Source organism: Xanthomonas sp. WCS2018Noco2-27 (assembly GCF_031843525.1).
Taxonomy (GTDB): domain Bacteria; phylum Pseudomonadota; class Gammaproteobacteria; order Xanthomonadales; family Xanthomonadaceae; genus Xanthomonas.
Window position 1 is genome coordinate 73,709 of record NZ_JAVTIK010000012.1, and the last position, 14,644, is coordinate 88,352.

At 68.3% G+C, this 14,644-nt stretch carries 8 protein-coding genes, 1 other RNA gene and 1 pseudogene; 9 read left to right on the forward strand and 1 reads right to left on the reverse strand.

All coding sequences use genetic code 11. The features are described 5' to 3' along the window. Nucleotides 1–83: 83 nt before the first annotated feature. Nucleotides 84–159: non-coding RNA, sX9 sRNA (locus tag RQH86_RS17570), on the forward strand. A 120-nt stretch (nt 160–279) separates the two neighbouring features. Here RQH86_RS17570 and RQH86_RS17575 read toward each other — a convergent pair. After that, entirely contained in the window at nt 280–1,305 is a 1,026-nt protein-coding gene (locus tag RQH86_RS17575; RefSeq protein ID WP_311239909.1) for a hypothetical protein, read from the reverse strand. A 117-nt stretch (nt 1,306–1,422) separates the two neighbouring features. Here RQH86_RS17575 and tssK point away from each other — a divergent pair, with 117 nt between their 5' ends. From tssK to RQH86_RS17615, 8 genes and pseudogenes are all read left to right on the forward strand, one after another. Then, a complete protein-coding gene (tssK, locus tag RQH86_RS17580) occupies nt 1,423–2,757 on the forward strand; it encodes a type VI secretion system baseplate subunit TssK (protein ID WP_055850177.1) in 1,335 nt (444 codons plus the stop codon). Next, a pseudogene (icmH, locus tag RQH86_RS17585) lies at nt 2,739–4,027 on the forward strand (type IVB secretion system protein IcmH/DotU). Before tssK ends, icmH begins: the two are co-directional and overlap by 19 nt. Beyond that, the gene (gene tssM / locus RQH86_RS17590) at nt 4,024–7,554 is read left to right on the forward strand and encodes a type VI secretion system membrane subunit TssM (protein WP_311239908.1); all 3,531 of its coding nucleotides are present in this window, start codon (nt 4,024–4,026) and stop codon (nt 7,552–7,554) included. Before icmH ends, tssM begins: the two are co-directional and overlap by 4 nt. Then, complete coding sequence (tagF, locus tag RQH86_RS17595; protein ID WP_311239907.1) at nt 7,551–8,126, forward strand: type VI secretion system-associated protein TagF; 576 nt, start codon at nt 7,551–7,553, stop codon at nt 8,124–8,126. Before tssM ends, tagF begins: the two co-directional genes overlap by 4 nt. Beyond that, complete coding sequence (locus RQH86_RS17600; protein WP_055846949.1) at nt 8,123–8,839, forward strand: PP2C family serine/threonine-protein phosphatase; 717 nt, start codon at nt 8,123–8,125, stop codon at nt 8,837–8,839. The genes tagF and RQH86_RS17600 overlap by 4 nt, the downstream gene beginning before the upstream one ends. A gap of 4 nt (nt 8,840–8,843) precedes the next feature. Further along, nucleotides 8,844–12,530 carry a bifunctional serine/threonine-protein kinase/formylglycine-generating enzyme family protein gene (locus RQH86_RS17605; RefSeq protein ID WP_311239906.1) on the forward strand — a complete coding sequence of 1,229 codons (3,687 nt, stop codon included), beginning with the start codon at nt 8,844–8,846 and terminating at the stop codon, nt 12,528–12,530. Next, entirely contained in the window at nt 12,527–12,964 is a 438-nt protein-coding gene (locus RQH86_RS17610; RefSeq protein ID WP_311239905.1) for a hypothetical protein, read from the forward strand. Before RQH86_RS17605 ends, RQH86_RS17610 begins: the two co-directional genes overlap by 4 nt. Next, the gene (locus RQH86_RS17615) at nt 12,961–14,640 is read left to right on the forward strand and encodes a ShlB/FhaC/HecB family hemolysin secretion/activation protein (protein WP_311239924.1); all 1,680 of its coding nucleotides are present in this window, start codon (nt 12,961–12,963) and stop codon (nt 14,638–14,640) included. Before RQH86_RS17610 ends, RQH86_RS17615 begins: the two co-directional genes overlap by 4 nt. The last annotated feature ends 4 nt before the right edge of the window (nt 14,641–14,644 follow it).

Genomic DNA, 14,644 nt, shown 5'->3' on the forward strand with positions numbered 1-14,644 from the left:
GCGGGCCAACGGTGGTCTTGCCAAGAGCGGCTAGCAAAAACTGTACTCACCGCCAGGCAGGCGCGGGTGGTGCTCGGTGCGGCATGGTCCACGCGTACGCGCCGGTTCCTCCGCGCCGTCCACACCCACCTGCCGACTGTTCGCGACGTATTCTTTGCCACTTTAAGTCGCAGCGCCATTCGAACGCAGGGGCAAGCTCACCGCGACACGCATCGAATCGCCAGCCGCGCTGTTGCTCCACCCGCAGCTGTCGCAATCAGGTCGGGCAACAGCGCGCCATCACGCCGGCCGCCGCCAGCGCGCATCCTCGTCGGCCGACGACGCCTGAATTTGCCCAGGCCACCTGGCGGGTGCAAGCAGCCGGGCAATCGTATCCAGCCAGGCAGGCGTGAGGCGACGCCAATGACGCAGCGGGCCGCTGCGATGGTCTGCCAGTGCGAGGGTCAGTTCTTCGCGGCTTGGGGAAAGCCCGGCAACGGCAAGTGCGAACGCCGGAAGAATCTTGCGTTCAAAAAACTGTTTGCGTGCCCGTCGAGATACCCACAGCACCAGCCCCACATAGGCAGTGAACGCGGCAAACGCGATCCACGGGCCAGTCTGTGCAATGGGGACGCCGACGCGTTCGAGCAGGAACTCGATGGGCAGCAGGAGCAGCAGCACGCATGGCAGGCCAAACACCAGTGCCGCCAGTTGCCGCCAATCGAGTTGGGTGGTCGCAAAGCGCTGATCAAGCTGCGGGGACAGCAGTACGAAAGGGGCGTGCAACAGGTCGGCGCGTATCGCTGGATCCAGCGACGCGGCCGAGTCGCGAATCTGCTCTTCGATCTTCAGCCGGCGCGCATGGCGTACGGCGAGCGCCGGCTGCGTGATGTCGATCAATCTGTCGACGGTCTCTGGCGCTGACGCGCGTTGGGTGAACCACGCTGGATCGTGCGGGAGTGCTTGCCGGCAGCGTTGGCACACCTGATGTTCATGCGTGTAGGTCGCCGCGCCAAGACGCAGACCAAACATCGACCACGCCAGGCCGACGCGCTGGACCTCGAATGCCCGGGCGGTGCGGCAGATCAAGCAGAAGTCCGCGATAAAGCCGCAGCCTTGCGTGACGGGACGCTTTTCGACAACAAACACCACGATCAAGGCGCTCTCCCCAGCGACGAATCCGCAGCGCATGGCACCTTTGGTGATGTCTGCCGTGCGGGTGCGACAGAGCGTACCGATATCTCCGATGGCAGTCGATTGCCTGAGACATTTTGACGGGTGCACCTGGCAGGTGCGCCGCAGAATCGCTCCATCGACGCGATCCATCGGGGCCTGGCGACTGCAGCCATCGCGATCGCCAGCGGCATGCAACCGACCAACAACATGACGATCGCGCATGGCACGCCGTGCGGTGGCGCGCGGCGTTTCCCTAGCGAGTGGATCATGCAGAACAACAAGGTCGTGTGGAGCGAGGGGCTGTTTCTGCGCCCTCAGCATCTGCAGCAGCAGGAGCGGTACCTGGAGCGCTACGTCGATCTGCGTGCGGCACGGTTGCGGCCGTATGCCTGGGGATTGAGCGAGCTGGAATGGGAAACCGATCTGTTGGCGGTGGGCAAGCTGGGCTTGCGGCGTGCGCGTGGCGTGTTTGCCGACGGCACGCCGTTTGCGATGCCCGGCGACGACCCGCTGCCGATGGCGCTGGAGGTAGACCCCAACTGCCGCGATCAGATCGTGTATCTCACGCTGCCGTTGCGGGTGCCTGCGCAGCCGGAACTGGGGCGCCCGGAATCGCCGGCCGATCAGCTGTTCCGCTACCGCGTACGTGAAACCGAAAGCGGTGACGCGTCGGGCAGCACCAGCGAGGCGGTGCTGATGGAAGTCGGCGGGTTGAGTACGCGCCTGCTACCGCAATCGCAGCCACTGGACGGGTTGGACCGCATCGCAGTGGCACGCATCATCGAATCGCGCTCGGACCGTCAGGTGATCCTCGACCCGCACTTCATTCCCAGCGCGATGGTGTGTCAGGCCGCCTCAAGGCTGACCACGTTTCTGACCGAACTGCTTGGCTTGTTGCATCAGCGCGGCGAGGCGTTGGCGGCGCGGGTTACGCTCACCGATCGCGGCGGCGCTGCTGACATCGCCGATTTCCTGCTGCTGCAAGTGGTCAACCGCTGGCAGCCGCAGATTGCGCATTGGGCTGCTGCACCACTGGCGCACCCGGAAGAACTGTTCCGTGCGCTGGTGGCGCTGGCCGGCGAACTCAGCACATTCACCGCACCGGGCAAGCGCCCGCCGGCATGGCCGGCCTACCGGCACGAGGCGCAGCAGGACAGCTTCGAGCCGGTGATCGGCGCACTGCGCTCCAGCCTGAGCGCAGTGCTCGAACAGACCGCCACCCCGTTGCCGATGCAGGCACGCAAATTCGGGGTGTGGGTGGCGATGGTGCCCGACCCGACCTTGCTGGACAGCGCCGCGTTCGTGCTTGCCGCAAAAGCCGACATGCCCAGCGAAGAGTTGCGCCGGCAGTTGCCTGCGCACGCCAAGATCGGGCCGGTGGAGCAGATCCGCGATCTGGTCAATCTGCAGTTGCCCGGCATCGTCGCAACGCCGATGGCGGTGGCCCCGCGGCAGATTCCGTACCACGCCGGCTATCTGTATTTCGAGTTCGACAAGAGCGCCGCGTTGTGGCGAACGCTGAAGACCTCTGGCGGCATCGCATTCCACTTCGGCAGCGAATTTGCCGGGCTGGACCTGCAACTGTGGGCGATCCGGAGTTGAACGCATGAGCCGTCCCGTTACCGACTTCGATGCCGCGTTGGTCGCGCCGCCAATGGCCAACCCGGTCGCTGCCGAACCGGTCGCTGTCGAAGACGCCGACATCAGCGAGCTGCTGGGCCGCAGCGTCAACCCGTTGGTGCAGGCGGCCACGCCGCTGTTGCTGCTGGCCGTGCAATTGCGCCACAGCGCGCAACTGCCCGACGTGGCCCGCCTGCGCGAGCAGGTGATGGCGCAGATCCGCCGTTTCGAGCAACGTGCCCGCGATGGCGGCGCGCCGGTTGAAGCGGTCACCGCCGCGCGTTATGTGTTGTGCGCCTTGCTCGACGAGGCGGTGCTCAATGCACCGTGGGGCGAGCGCAGCGGCTGGTCGCAGAAGACCTTGTTGGTGGTCTTTCATAGCGAATCGTACGGCGGCGCCAAGTTCTTCCAGATCCTGGAGCGGCTCTGCGCCGATGTGCCGCGGCATCTGGACCTGATCGAACTGATGTACCTGTGCCTGGCGCTGGGGTTCGTTGGCCGCTATCAGATCGAAGCCGGCGGGCTGGCCAAGCTCGGCGAGATTCAGGACGACCTGTTCCGCCGTATCCGCGCCGCGCGCGGCGCCGCGCCGGACAGTCTTGCGCCGCATTGGCGCGGGGTGGAAGACCGTCGCCGGCTGGGTCGCTTCTTGCCGCTGTGGGCCGCTGCGCTGCTGGGGCTGAGCGTGCTGGTGGTGGCCTTTGTGTGGATGCAGACGCGCTTGAACGCGTTATCGGCGCCGATCAGTGCGCAGGTCGCGCAATGGGGGCTGGCGCCGGCCACGCCACCGGATGCAACCCCGTTGCCGCCGCCGCAGGTGCGCCTCAAACAATTACTGTCGACCCAGGAGCGCGCCGGTCTGCTGAGCGTGGATGAGCAGGCCGATGGGCAGACGCGCGTGCGCTTGAGCAGCGCGGCGATGTTCGCCTCCGGCGGCGTCGAGGTGGAGCCGGATCAACGTGGCCTGATCGCACAGATCGCTGCGGCAATCGATCAATTGCCGGGCCGGGTGATCGTGGTCGGGCACACCGACGATGTGCCGGTGCGCTCGCTGCGCTTTGCCGACAACTACGCCTTGTCGGGGGCGCGTGCCGACGCGGTGGCGCAGCTGTTGCGCACGCATCTGCGCACGCCGGGGCGGGTGGAAGCGCTGGGCGCCGGTGACTCGCAACCGGTGGCGCAGCCGGTGCAATTGCCTGCCAATCGCGCGCGCAATCGCCGCGTCGAGATTCTGTTTCAGCCTGGGGAATGACGATGAAAACGCTGTTGTCCAAGCTGAGTGCCACGTTGGTGGTGAGCGTGCTGGCGCTGTGCCTGCTGTCGTTGCTGTTGTGGGTGGGCGGGCCGTATGTCGCCATCGATGGCTGGAGCCCGCTGACCGGTGTGGCGGCACGGCTGTTGGCAATCGTGACCTTGATCGGTGTGTGGCTGGGGGTGTTGGCATGGCGGCGTTGGCGCGCGCAGCGGCGCGCCGGCAGTTTGTCCAGCGCATTGGCCGCCCCGGGGCGCGATGACGACCGCGAACTGCGCAGCGGGCAGGAGCGCGCGCAGTTGCAGGCGCGCTTTCAGCAAGCCATTCAACTGTTGCGCAAGCGACGCGGCGGCAGCGATCTGTACACGCTGCCTTGGTATGCGCTGATCGGCCCGCCCGGCTCGGGCAAGAGCACCTTGCTGCAGCATTCCGGCCTGCAGTTTCCGCTGGCCGCGCGCATGGGCGATGCCGCGCTGCGCGGAGTGGGCGGCACCCGCGATTGCGAATGGTGGTTCACCGACGAAGCAGTGTTTCTGGACACCGCCGGGCGCTACACCACGCAGGATTCCGATCAAGCCGTCGATGCCGGCGCCTGGCGCGATTTCCTGCGCCTGCTGCGGCGCCATCGCCCACGCCGGCCGCTCAATGGCGTGCTGGTGACCATGAGCATGTCCGACCTGTTGCTGCTGGACGATGGCGAACGCGACACGCACATGCAGGCGATCCGGCGCCGCCTGGACGAGCTGGCCGAGCAGTTGCAGGCCAGCGTGCCGGTGTACCTGATCTTTACCAAGTGCGATCTGGTCGGTGGCTTCGGCGAGTTCTTCGACGATCTCACGCCTGCGCAGCGCAGCCAGGTCTGGGGCATGTCGTTTCCGCTGGCGCACACGCTCGATGGCCGCGCCGCGCGTGGTTTTGCCGACGAATTCAACCTGCTGCAGCAGCAGTTGAGCGCACGCCTGTTCGAGCGTCTGAATCTGGAGCGCGACCGTTTGCGGCGTGCAGCGATCCTGTCGTTTCCACAGCAGGTCGCCGCGCTCGGCGAGCGTGCACGGCAGTTTGTCGAAGGCACCTTCGCCGGCAACGTCTACGGGCCGGCACCGCTGCTGCGCGGGGTGTACTTCACCTCCGGCACGCAGGAAGGTACGCCGATCGATCGCATGATGGGCGCGGTGGCACGCACCTTCGGTGTGGACGATGCGCGGGTGCATGCTCCCGGCGCGCAACGCCGTACGTTCTTTGTCGAGCGATTGCTGCGCGAGGTGGTGCTGCGCGAATCCGGGCTGGCCAATACCCCGCCCACGCAGCAGCGCCGCATGGCGTGGTTGCAGGCGGCCGCCTATGTAGGCGTTGCGGTGTTGAGTGGTGCGCTGCTGGCCGGGTTGAGCGTCAGTTATCTGGGCAATCGCGCCTATCTCGACCAGGTGCGTCAGGCGCTGGATGCACGCCCGGCAATGCCCGACCCCAATGCCGCCACCGCCATGCCCGAGTACGTGGCGCGCACGCTGCAGCAGGCCGCAGCCACGCAGGCGGTGGTGCGGGTGGCACGGCAGTACCACGCGCACACGCCGTGGTCGCTGCGGATGGGATTGTTCCAGGGCGCCGCGCTTGGCGATGAAATGCAGGCCGGCTATCTGCGCCAGCTCAATGCCACCTTGTTGCCGGCGCTGGCGGTGCGCTTTCGCAACGGTCTGGTCGACAACGCGCAGGCGCCGCAGGCGTTGTACTACACGCTCAAGGGCTACCTCATGCTCGGCCAGCCGCAGCATCTGGATGCGGCACAACTCAGCGCGCTGGCGGCCATCGAGGCCGGCAAACTGTTTCCGCGCGATGTGGCGCAGCAGCAAGCGCTGAGCACGCAGTTGCAGGCCTTGCTCGATGCGCCCGAGCGCGTGCGTGCGCTGTCGCTGGACGGCGAGCGCATCGCACAGGCGCGCGCCAGCCTGCGTGCGGCCGATCTGTCTACGTTGATCTACGGCAACCTGCTGCTCACGCCGCCGGCCGGCACCCCGCTGCGGTTGGACAAGGCGTTGGGGTTGCTTGCCGATACCTTCGTGCGGCGCAGCGGCACCGCGCTGTCCACCGCGGTGCCGGCGCTGTACACCCAGCCGGTGTTTGCCGGTCTGCAGCGCGATGGCATCGGCCAGGCGGTGGAGCGCTTCGGGCACGACGATTGGGTGTTCGGCGGCGCGCCGCTGGATGCAGCCGCCAAGGCCGCGTTGGTGCGTGAGGTGGGCCAGCGCTACGCTGCCGACTACATCCGCTACTGGGATGCGCTGCTGGCCGATCTGCAATTGCGTCCGGCCGCCGATCTGGCCGCTGCCAGCGCAACCGCCGCCAAACTGGCCGGCCCCAGCTCGCCGCTGCGGCTGTTGCTCGGTGTGGTCGGCGAACACACCCAGGCGATGGACCGCGCACCGCCGGCAGACCCGGCGCAGCGCGCCGTGGCTGCAGCGGCCGGCAAGGCGGCTGCCAAGGCCAACGCGGCAGCGGCAAAGCTGCCGGGCGGCGCGGCGATGAGCGCGGCGTTGGCCACCCCGGCCGACCCTGCCGCCGCCAACGCACCGGTGCCGGGCGCGGCGATCAGCGAGCACTTTCTGGCGCTCAACGCGCTGACTGCCGGCGCACCTGGTGCCACGCCGCTGGATCATCTGCTGAGCGTGCTCGATCAACTGGGCAAGCAGTTGCTGGTGGTGTCGCAAGGCGGCGGCGATGCGGCGGCTGCCAACGCGCAGCTGGCAGTGGCCCGGCAGGAAATGGCGCAGCTGCCACCGCCGGTGACCGACTGGTTGCAAACCCTGGCCGGCAGTAGCGCCACCTTGATGACGCAGGGCGCACGCGCCGCGCTGGATGCGCAGGTGCGCCAATCGGTGGGAGAGGTGTGCAGCGATTTTGTGCGCGGCCGCTACCCGTTCGACCCAACGGCGCAGGTCGATATCCCGCTGCAGAATTTTGGCGAACTGTTCGGTACCGGTGGGCGCCTGGATGCGCTCTACACCGGCACCGTGCAACCGCTGCTGGACACACAGGCGCCGCAATGGCGCTGGAAACAAGGCCCGGATGCGGTCGTCGGCGCGCCCGGCCTGCCCGTACAGCTGCAACTGGCACAGCGCATCCGGCAGAAATATTTTCGCGGCGGGCCCACCCCGCAGATCGGCTTCACCGTGCTGGCGCCCACGCTGGGCGAGGGCGTCACCCGGCTGACGTTGGACATTGAAGGCCAGCGCTACGACTACCAACCCGGTGCGGCGCAGAGCATGCCGATGATCTGGCCCGGGCCGGTACCGGGGCATGTGTCGATTGCCGCCTTCGGCGCCGATGGCGTGGCGCTGGGCACGCTCGACTATCAAGGCGACTGGGCGCTGTTTCGCGCGCTGCAGGCCGGGCATCTGGAAAATCCGTCCGATCTGCGCTTCGTCGCCAGCTTCGCGCTCGGTGGCCACGACGTACAGGTGCCGCTGCGCGCAGGCAACCTGCGCCATCCGTTTCTGGACAGCGACGTCCAGCAGTTTGCGTGCGGCGGATGAACATGCCGGCGACCGATCAGATTGGTTTCCACGGCAAGTTGCCCGGCGTGGGCGACTTCGTGCAGCGGCGCTTGCCGGCCAGCTTCGTGCAGCCGTGGGACGCACACTTTGCCAGCTGCCTGGACACGGTGCGCCAGCAGCTCGGCGAGCATTGGCCCGGTGCGTATCGCAGCAGTAGCTTGCGCGCGTTCGCCCTGGGGCCGGGCGTGTGCGGCCCGCAGGCCTGGGCCGGCGTGTTTGGCCCAGGCGAAGACCGCGTGGGGCGTTGCTTCCCAATGGTCGTGGCGATGCCGTTGCCGCATGCCTGCCTGCCCACACACGCCTGGTTTGGCGCGTTGGCGGCGTGCCTGGGCCGTGCACTGCGCGCACGCGCCGATGCGGTGAGTTTCGACGCCGCCGTGCGCGCGCTCGCGGTGCCTGCCACGTCATCCACCACGCATGCACCGGTGCACGGCCAGTCGCTGTGGTGGCCACTGGGCGGCGCTGTGCAGGCGCTGGACGGCCTGCCCGCAGCCGAACGCTATCTGGACTGGCTGCTCGCCGATGCGGACATCACCGAGGTGACCCGATGAGCGCGTTCTATCAATCGGCCGGGCACACCGAAACCGGCAAGGTGCGCCGGCTCAACGAAGACGCGCTGCTGCTGCGCGACGACGCCGGGTTGTGGGTGGTGGCCGACGGCCTGGGCGGCCACAGCGCCGGCGATTACGCCAGCCAGTTGCTGGTGCAGCGGCTGGGAGCGTTGGTGCGCCCACCGGACCTGTGCGACTTTCTCGACGCCATCGACGACACCCTGGCGCAGATCAACGCCGAGCTGCTGCAGGTCGCGCGGCAACGCCGCGTGGACATGATCGCCACCACCGTGGTGGTGCTGGTGCACGACCCGGATTTCATGCTGTGCGGCTGGGTCGGCGACAGCCGCATCTATGCGCAACACGGCGGCCCGCTACGCCAGCTCACCCGCGATCACGTGCACGGCGTGCGCGAGGACGTCACCCAGTTTGGCAGTGCCCAGGCCGCCGCCGCCGCCGCCGGCGTGCTCACGCGTGCGGTCGGCGCGCAGGAGCCGTTGTTTGTCGATTGGGTGCTGCTGCCGAGTCTGCCGGGCACGCAATTTTTGTTGTGCAGCGACGGCATCAACAAGGAAATCCCCGACCCGGAGCTGGATGCCGAATGCCATCGCTTCGGCGATCCACGCGCGTTACTGGCGCGGTTGTTCGAACTGGCGATGGGCAGGGCGGCGCGCGACAACGTCACCGCCGTCGTCGTCCGCCTGCAGGAGTGAGCGCATGTACCAAGACACTGCCACCGTGACCGAACTGGTCACCGCCATGCGCACCGGCGCATTGAATCTGGAGGCCGTGCTGGCCGCGCTGGGCAAGCGCGCGGCCGTGCCGGATGCCGAATACCGCGACGGTGTGGAAACGCTATCGCAACTGCAGCGCCAGCAACTGCTGGACGATGTCACCGTCACCACATTGATGCATCGGTTGGATGCATTGCACGCTGTCGCATCGGTAGCGCCGCCAGCAACTTCGCCAACCGCTGCAACCGCCACGCCGCCAGCGGACGACGACGCCACCGTGGTGATGCCGCGCCGCGCTGCGGTGCCGGTCGAAGACGACATCACCCGTGTGCAACCGGCGCAGCCACTGCCCGGTGATGTGCCCAGCCTCACCAGCCTGGGCCTGGGTACCCAGACCGGTGTGGGCACGCAAACCGGCACCGGCACCGCAGGCACCGCCAGCCTGTCCAGTTGGCAACACCTGGCCGAGGCGGCCGGCGGCGACCACGCCAGCGTCGGCAGCTTGCTCAAGGGACGGTTCTTGCTGGAGCGCGAACTCGGGCGCGGCGGCATGGGCGTGGTGTATCTGGCACGCGACGAGCGCAAGGTGGAAGCGCGCGACCGCGACCCGTGGCTGGCCATCAAGGTGCTCAGCGACGAATTCCGCCGTCATCCCGATTCGCTGGTCGCGTTGCAGCGCGAAGCGCGGCGCTCGCAGAAGCTCGCACACGACAACATCGTGCGGGTGTACGACTTCGACAAGGACCGCACCCTGGTCTTCATGACCATGGAGTACATCGACGGCAGCGACCTGAAAACGTTGATCCGCGAGCAGGCCTACAACGGCATGCCGCTCAAGCAGGCGTGGCCGCTGATCGATGGCATGGGCCGCGCGCTGATCCGCGCGCATGCCGCCGGCGTGGTGCACTCGGACTTCAAACCCGGCAACGTCATGGTCACCCGCGAAGGCATGGCCAAGGTGTTCGACTTCGGCATCGCACGCGCCGGCAAACACGCCGCCGATGTGTCCGGCGAACAGACCGTGTTCGATGCCGCCACGCTCGGTGCGTTGACGCCGGCCTATGCCAGCCTGGAAATGATCCGTGGGCAGGCGCCCACCCCGGCCGACGATCTGTACGCGCTGGGTTGCGTGTGTTTTGAACTGCTCACCGGCAAGCACCCGTTCGACAAACTCAGCGCCGAAGTGGCGCTGCGCGATGGCCGCCGCCCGCCGCCGGTGCCTGGCCTGACTCGGCGCCAATACGCCACGCTGTGCGCCGCCGTCGCGTTCCCCGCCGGTCAGCGTCTCAAGCGCGTGGATCAGTTGCTCGATGGCCTGCGCCAGGTGCCGCTGCGCGAACGCGCACTGCCCATGCTCGGTTACGGCGCCGCCGCGCTGGCGGTGCTGGGCACGGGCGGGTGGGGCGTGCAGCGCTACCTGCATCAGCAGCATCTGGCCGAGGTGGTCGCCCGCTTCGGTGCGCAGGACCCGCAGCGCTATCGCGACGAAACCCAGGCCATGCAGGCGCTGTCCAGCCTGGAGCCGGACGACCGCCGCCGCCTGCTCACCGACCGCAGCGATCTGATCGAAGATTTCCTGCTGCGTCGTCTGGATGCAGTGTGGAATCCGTCCAACGGCCGCAACGATTATCGCGGCGCGTTGCAGGTGTTTGCGCTGCGCGACCGGCTGCGGCTGTATTCGCCGTCACTGGATGCGCGCCGGCAGACCATCGAGCGCGAAAAAAACGAGCGCCTCAATGCGCTCGACACCACGCTCAATCGCCAACTCGACGCCGGTCTGCTGTTCCGCAACCAGGCCGACAATGCGCTGGCCACGCTCGACCAGGTGCGTCGCATCGACCCGGCCAGCAGTCTGTTGCATCACGCCGCACTGGAAGTGCGGCTGGATGCCGCCATCGCACAGGCGGTTGCGGCAGGCCAGCTCAGCACCGCGCGGACCGAGAGCGATCAGGCACGTGCGGCCTTTCCCGACTCGTTGCGCCTGCAGTTGCGCAGCGCCGAGGTTGCAGTGGCCGAACAGCAAGCCCGACGCACGCCGGTGGCTGCGGCGCCGCGCGATGCCGCTGGCGCACATCAAACGCTGGCCGCCGCGCTGGCCCAGCCCGGCACCGATGCGGCGTGGCGCGACCGCGTGACTGCGGCATTGGCCGCCCTGCCGGCGGCCGAGCGCAGCACGCAACAGGGCGCAGTGGCCGAGGCCATCGCTGGCCTGGTCGCCGCCCAGTCCGACCCGGCGCAACTGCCGGGCGCGCAGGCACTGGTCAGCTTCGGTCTGCAGCTGGCACCGCAGTCCAGCGCGCTACTGGCGCAACGCACGCGCCTGCACACCTTGGAGCAACAGCTGCAGCAGGCGCTCGCCCGCGAAAGTGCCGAGGCCGAACTGGCCGGTCGGGTGGAGTCGCTGCGGCGTGCCGCCGCCGCCAACGACCTGGGCAAGACCGGCGATGCGTTGGCGCGTATCCGCGTGCTGCAGCCCAACCATCCGTTGCTGCGCAGCGAGGGCCCGCAACTGCTGTCGCAGGTGTATCGCAACAACGCCGGCGACGCCTTTGCGCAAGGACGCTATGCGCAGGCCGCCGACCTGCTCGCCCAGGGGGTGCAGACGCTGGGCCAACGCGCCGAGCTACGCAGTGCGCAGGCGCGTTATGCCGTCGCCGCCGCAGTAATGGCTGCAGGCACCTTGCCGGCCGCCGAGCGCCAGCAACTGGGTCAGCGCCTGCAGGCGCTGTATCGCAGCGATGCCACCGCAATGGCGCAACTGGAAGCGCAGATGAAAGCCGCCGGGCAACTGCCCGAAGGCACGTTGTCCGCGCGGCTGCAACGTGCGCCTGGCGTCGATGCGCCCGCATCCGACAGCGTGCCCGCCGGCAGCGCTACCGACGCACCGGCTGCGGCGTCGCCACCAAAATCGACGCGCGGCAGATCCACCGCCAAACCCACCACGGCCACCACCGGGGCGGCCCGCAGCACCACGGCCGCTGCCGCACTGCCCACCAGCGTGGATGACGACGCCAGCCTGCCTCCGGTGCCGACCGGCCCGGACCCGTGCGGCGGTGCCGGCCTGCCCGGCCGTGGCGCGGCCTGTTTCGACACGCTGGGCGACACCCGCGGCCCGATGCTGGTGGTGGTGCCCGGCATCGACGGCGGCACGCCGTATGCGTTGTCGCGCGGCGAGGTGGCGGTGGCCGATTTCAACCTGTTCTGCCAGGCCACCGGCCGCTGCACCGCGCAGGCCGCCAGCACGCCCGAGCTGGCGCGCGCGCCGGTGCGCAACATCAGCCTGACCCAGGCCCGCGCCTATCTGCGCTGGCTGACCATCGGCAGCGGCGGTTGGCGCTACCGCCTGCCCAGCGATGCCGAATGGCTGCATGCCGCGCAGGCCGCCAGCAATTGGCGGCAAGCCGAAGACAGCAACTGCGTACCGCCCACCGCCAGCGCCACCGATGCGGTACGCGCACCGGTGTCGGCGCGCGGCCGCGATGCCAACCCGTGGGGGCTGATCAACCTCACCGGCAATGTGTGGGAATGGGTCTCCAGTGGCGCCGGCGTACAAACCCGCGGCGGCAGCTTTGCCAGTTACTGGTCCGATTGCACCGTGCAGGCCAGCCGCGCCGACAATGGCTCGGCGCAGCCGGACGTTGGCTTTCGCGTGCTGCGGGAGCTGCCATGAGCGGTAGCACGCAGCACCCGGCCAACGCCCAGCTGCATGCGCTGGCCCAGGCGCACCAGCTTGGCCAGATCGATCGCGCGCAGTACCGCGCCCGTCGGCGCAGCGTGCTGGACGCCGCCCGCCAGGCGCAGGGCGCGACCTTGCGCAACCCGCAGCCGCGGTCGCTCGACGACCGCTCCAGCCCGCCGCTGCCGCGGGATCGCGCCAGCCGATTGCGCAGGCGTGCCGCGGCAATTGTCGTAACAGTGACCGTCGTCGCATTAATGTTGCTAACATTCCATAAATGTACGTCCGGGTTCGACCGGCGTTCAGTCAGGGGCGAGCGCAACCATGCCGATCGCCATGCGAGCGTGCACACGTCCGCATGCGCAGCGCGGCACGTCGGGCATGCGCAACAACGGATGTTTTCAGGGGTAAGTGACGTATGCGTATGACGTGTCTGGCCGCGGCGGTGTCTGCGTGCCTGTTGCTGGCCGCACCTGCGTGGGCGCAGGACCACAGCGCCTCCGATGGTGCGCCCGCAGGCGGCGCTGCGCTGCCGGCGATGAAGGACCGCGGCGATGCCGTTGTCACCTTGCCGGTACGCGGATTCCGCGTGCGCGATGTGGGCAACTATCCGGAGGCCGGCATCGACCCGGCGCGCGTGCAGGCGGTGGCCGATGCCGCGTTCGCCGCGTTGGCACAGGGCCAGCCGCTGGTGGCGCTGCGCTTCGACCAGCTGCAGGCGGTGGCCGACACCGTCACCCGCGCCTATCGCGAAGCTGGCTTCATCGTCAGCACCGCCTATCTGCCGGCGCAGACGCCCGGCCCGGACCAGCTGATCGAGATCCGCGTGCTCGAAGGCCGCATCGGCCAGGTCACCGTGCAAGGCGCCGCGCGCTATCGCGGCACCACCTTGTCGGCGCCGCTGCGCCAGTTGCAGGGCCGCCCGCTGCGCAAGCAGGACGTGGACACCGCGCTGTTGTACGCGCGTGATCTGCCGGGCGTGTCGCTGTCGTCGGTGCTGCAGCCGGGCCAGAACGCCGGAGAAACCGATGTGGTGCTGGTCGCCAGCGAAGCTGCGCGCCCGTATGTGATCAGCCTGGGCGGCAACAATTACGGCACCGAACTCACCGGCCGCTATCGTGCCCAGGCCGGCATCACCTGGAACAGCCCGTTGGGCTTGGGCGATGTGTTCGCCGCCAACTACGCCTACTCGCTGTCGCCGCGGCAGAGCCAGATCGGCGCGTTGTCGTATGCGTTGCCGGTGGGGCAGGTGTCCGGCCTGAGCGCGGTGGTCGGCGCCAGCCGCAGCGAGCTGGAAGTGCGCAACGGCGTGTTCGCCCGGCTCGGCCTCAAGGGCCCCACCTCGGTGGTGTATGCCGGCGCAGACTGGAAATTCATCAATCACGATCTGCTGCAGCTGCAAGGCTCGGCGCGGTATCTGCGCGAAAAATCGCGGCTGGATGCCGCCGGCATCACGCTGTCGGACCAATCCTTCGACGTGGCCGAACTCGGCGTCTCGCTGCGCCGCACCGATCTGCGCTGGCGCGGAGTGGACCTGCTGCAGCTCAGCGTGCGCCAGGCCTTGCGCGATGGCTCGGCCGACCCGGATCTGGTCAGCCCCGACCGCGACAGCCACTTCACCCTGACGCGGCTGTCGTACACGCGCCTGCAATACCTCACCCGCACCCAACGCCTGTATTTCAAGTTCAGCGGCCAATACAGCAGCGACACGCTGGCGCCGCTGGAGCAATTTGCGGTGGGCGGGCCGGACAGCGTGCGCGCCTATCCGGTGTCCGATGCACTGGGCGATCTCGGCTATTACACCGCGCTGGAATATCACGTCGATGCGCCCGGTTTTGCCGATGCCGCCTCGCCGTTCAATGGCCGGCCGTGGCGCGAGCTGCTGGAGCTGGACGTGTTCGCCGATCACGCCCGCGTGTTTGCGGCCAATGGCGTCGCTGCGCCGACCAGCTTCGACGCCGCCGGTGTCGGCTTCACCTTCCGCTTGCCGCAGTACGCCAATTTCGAATGGCGCCTCACGGCCGCCCTGCCGACCGGACGCCGCAATGCGTCCGATGGACGCGACGACGCCCGCATCTACACGCGTTTCGGCTTCACTTTCTGAGGGA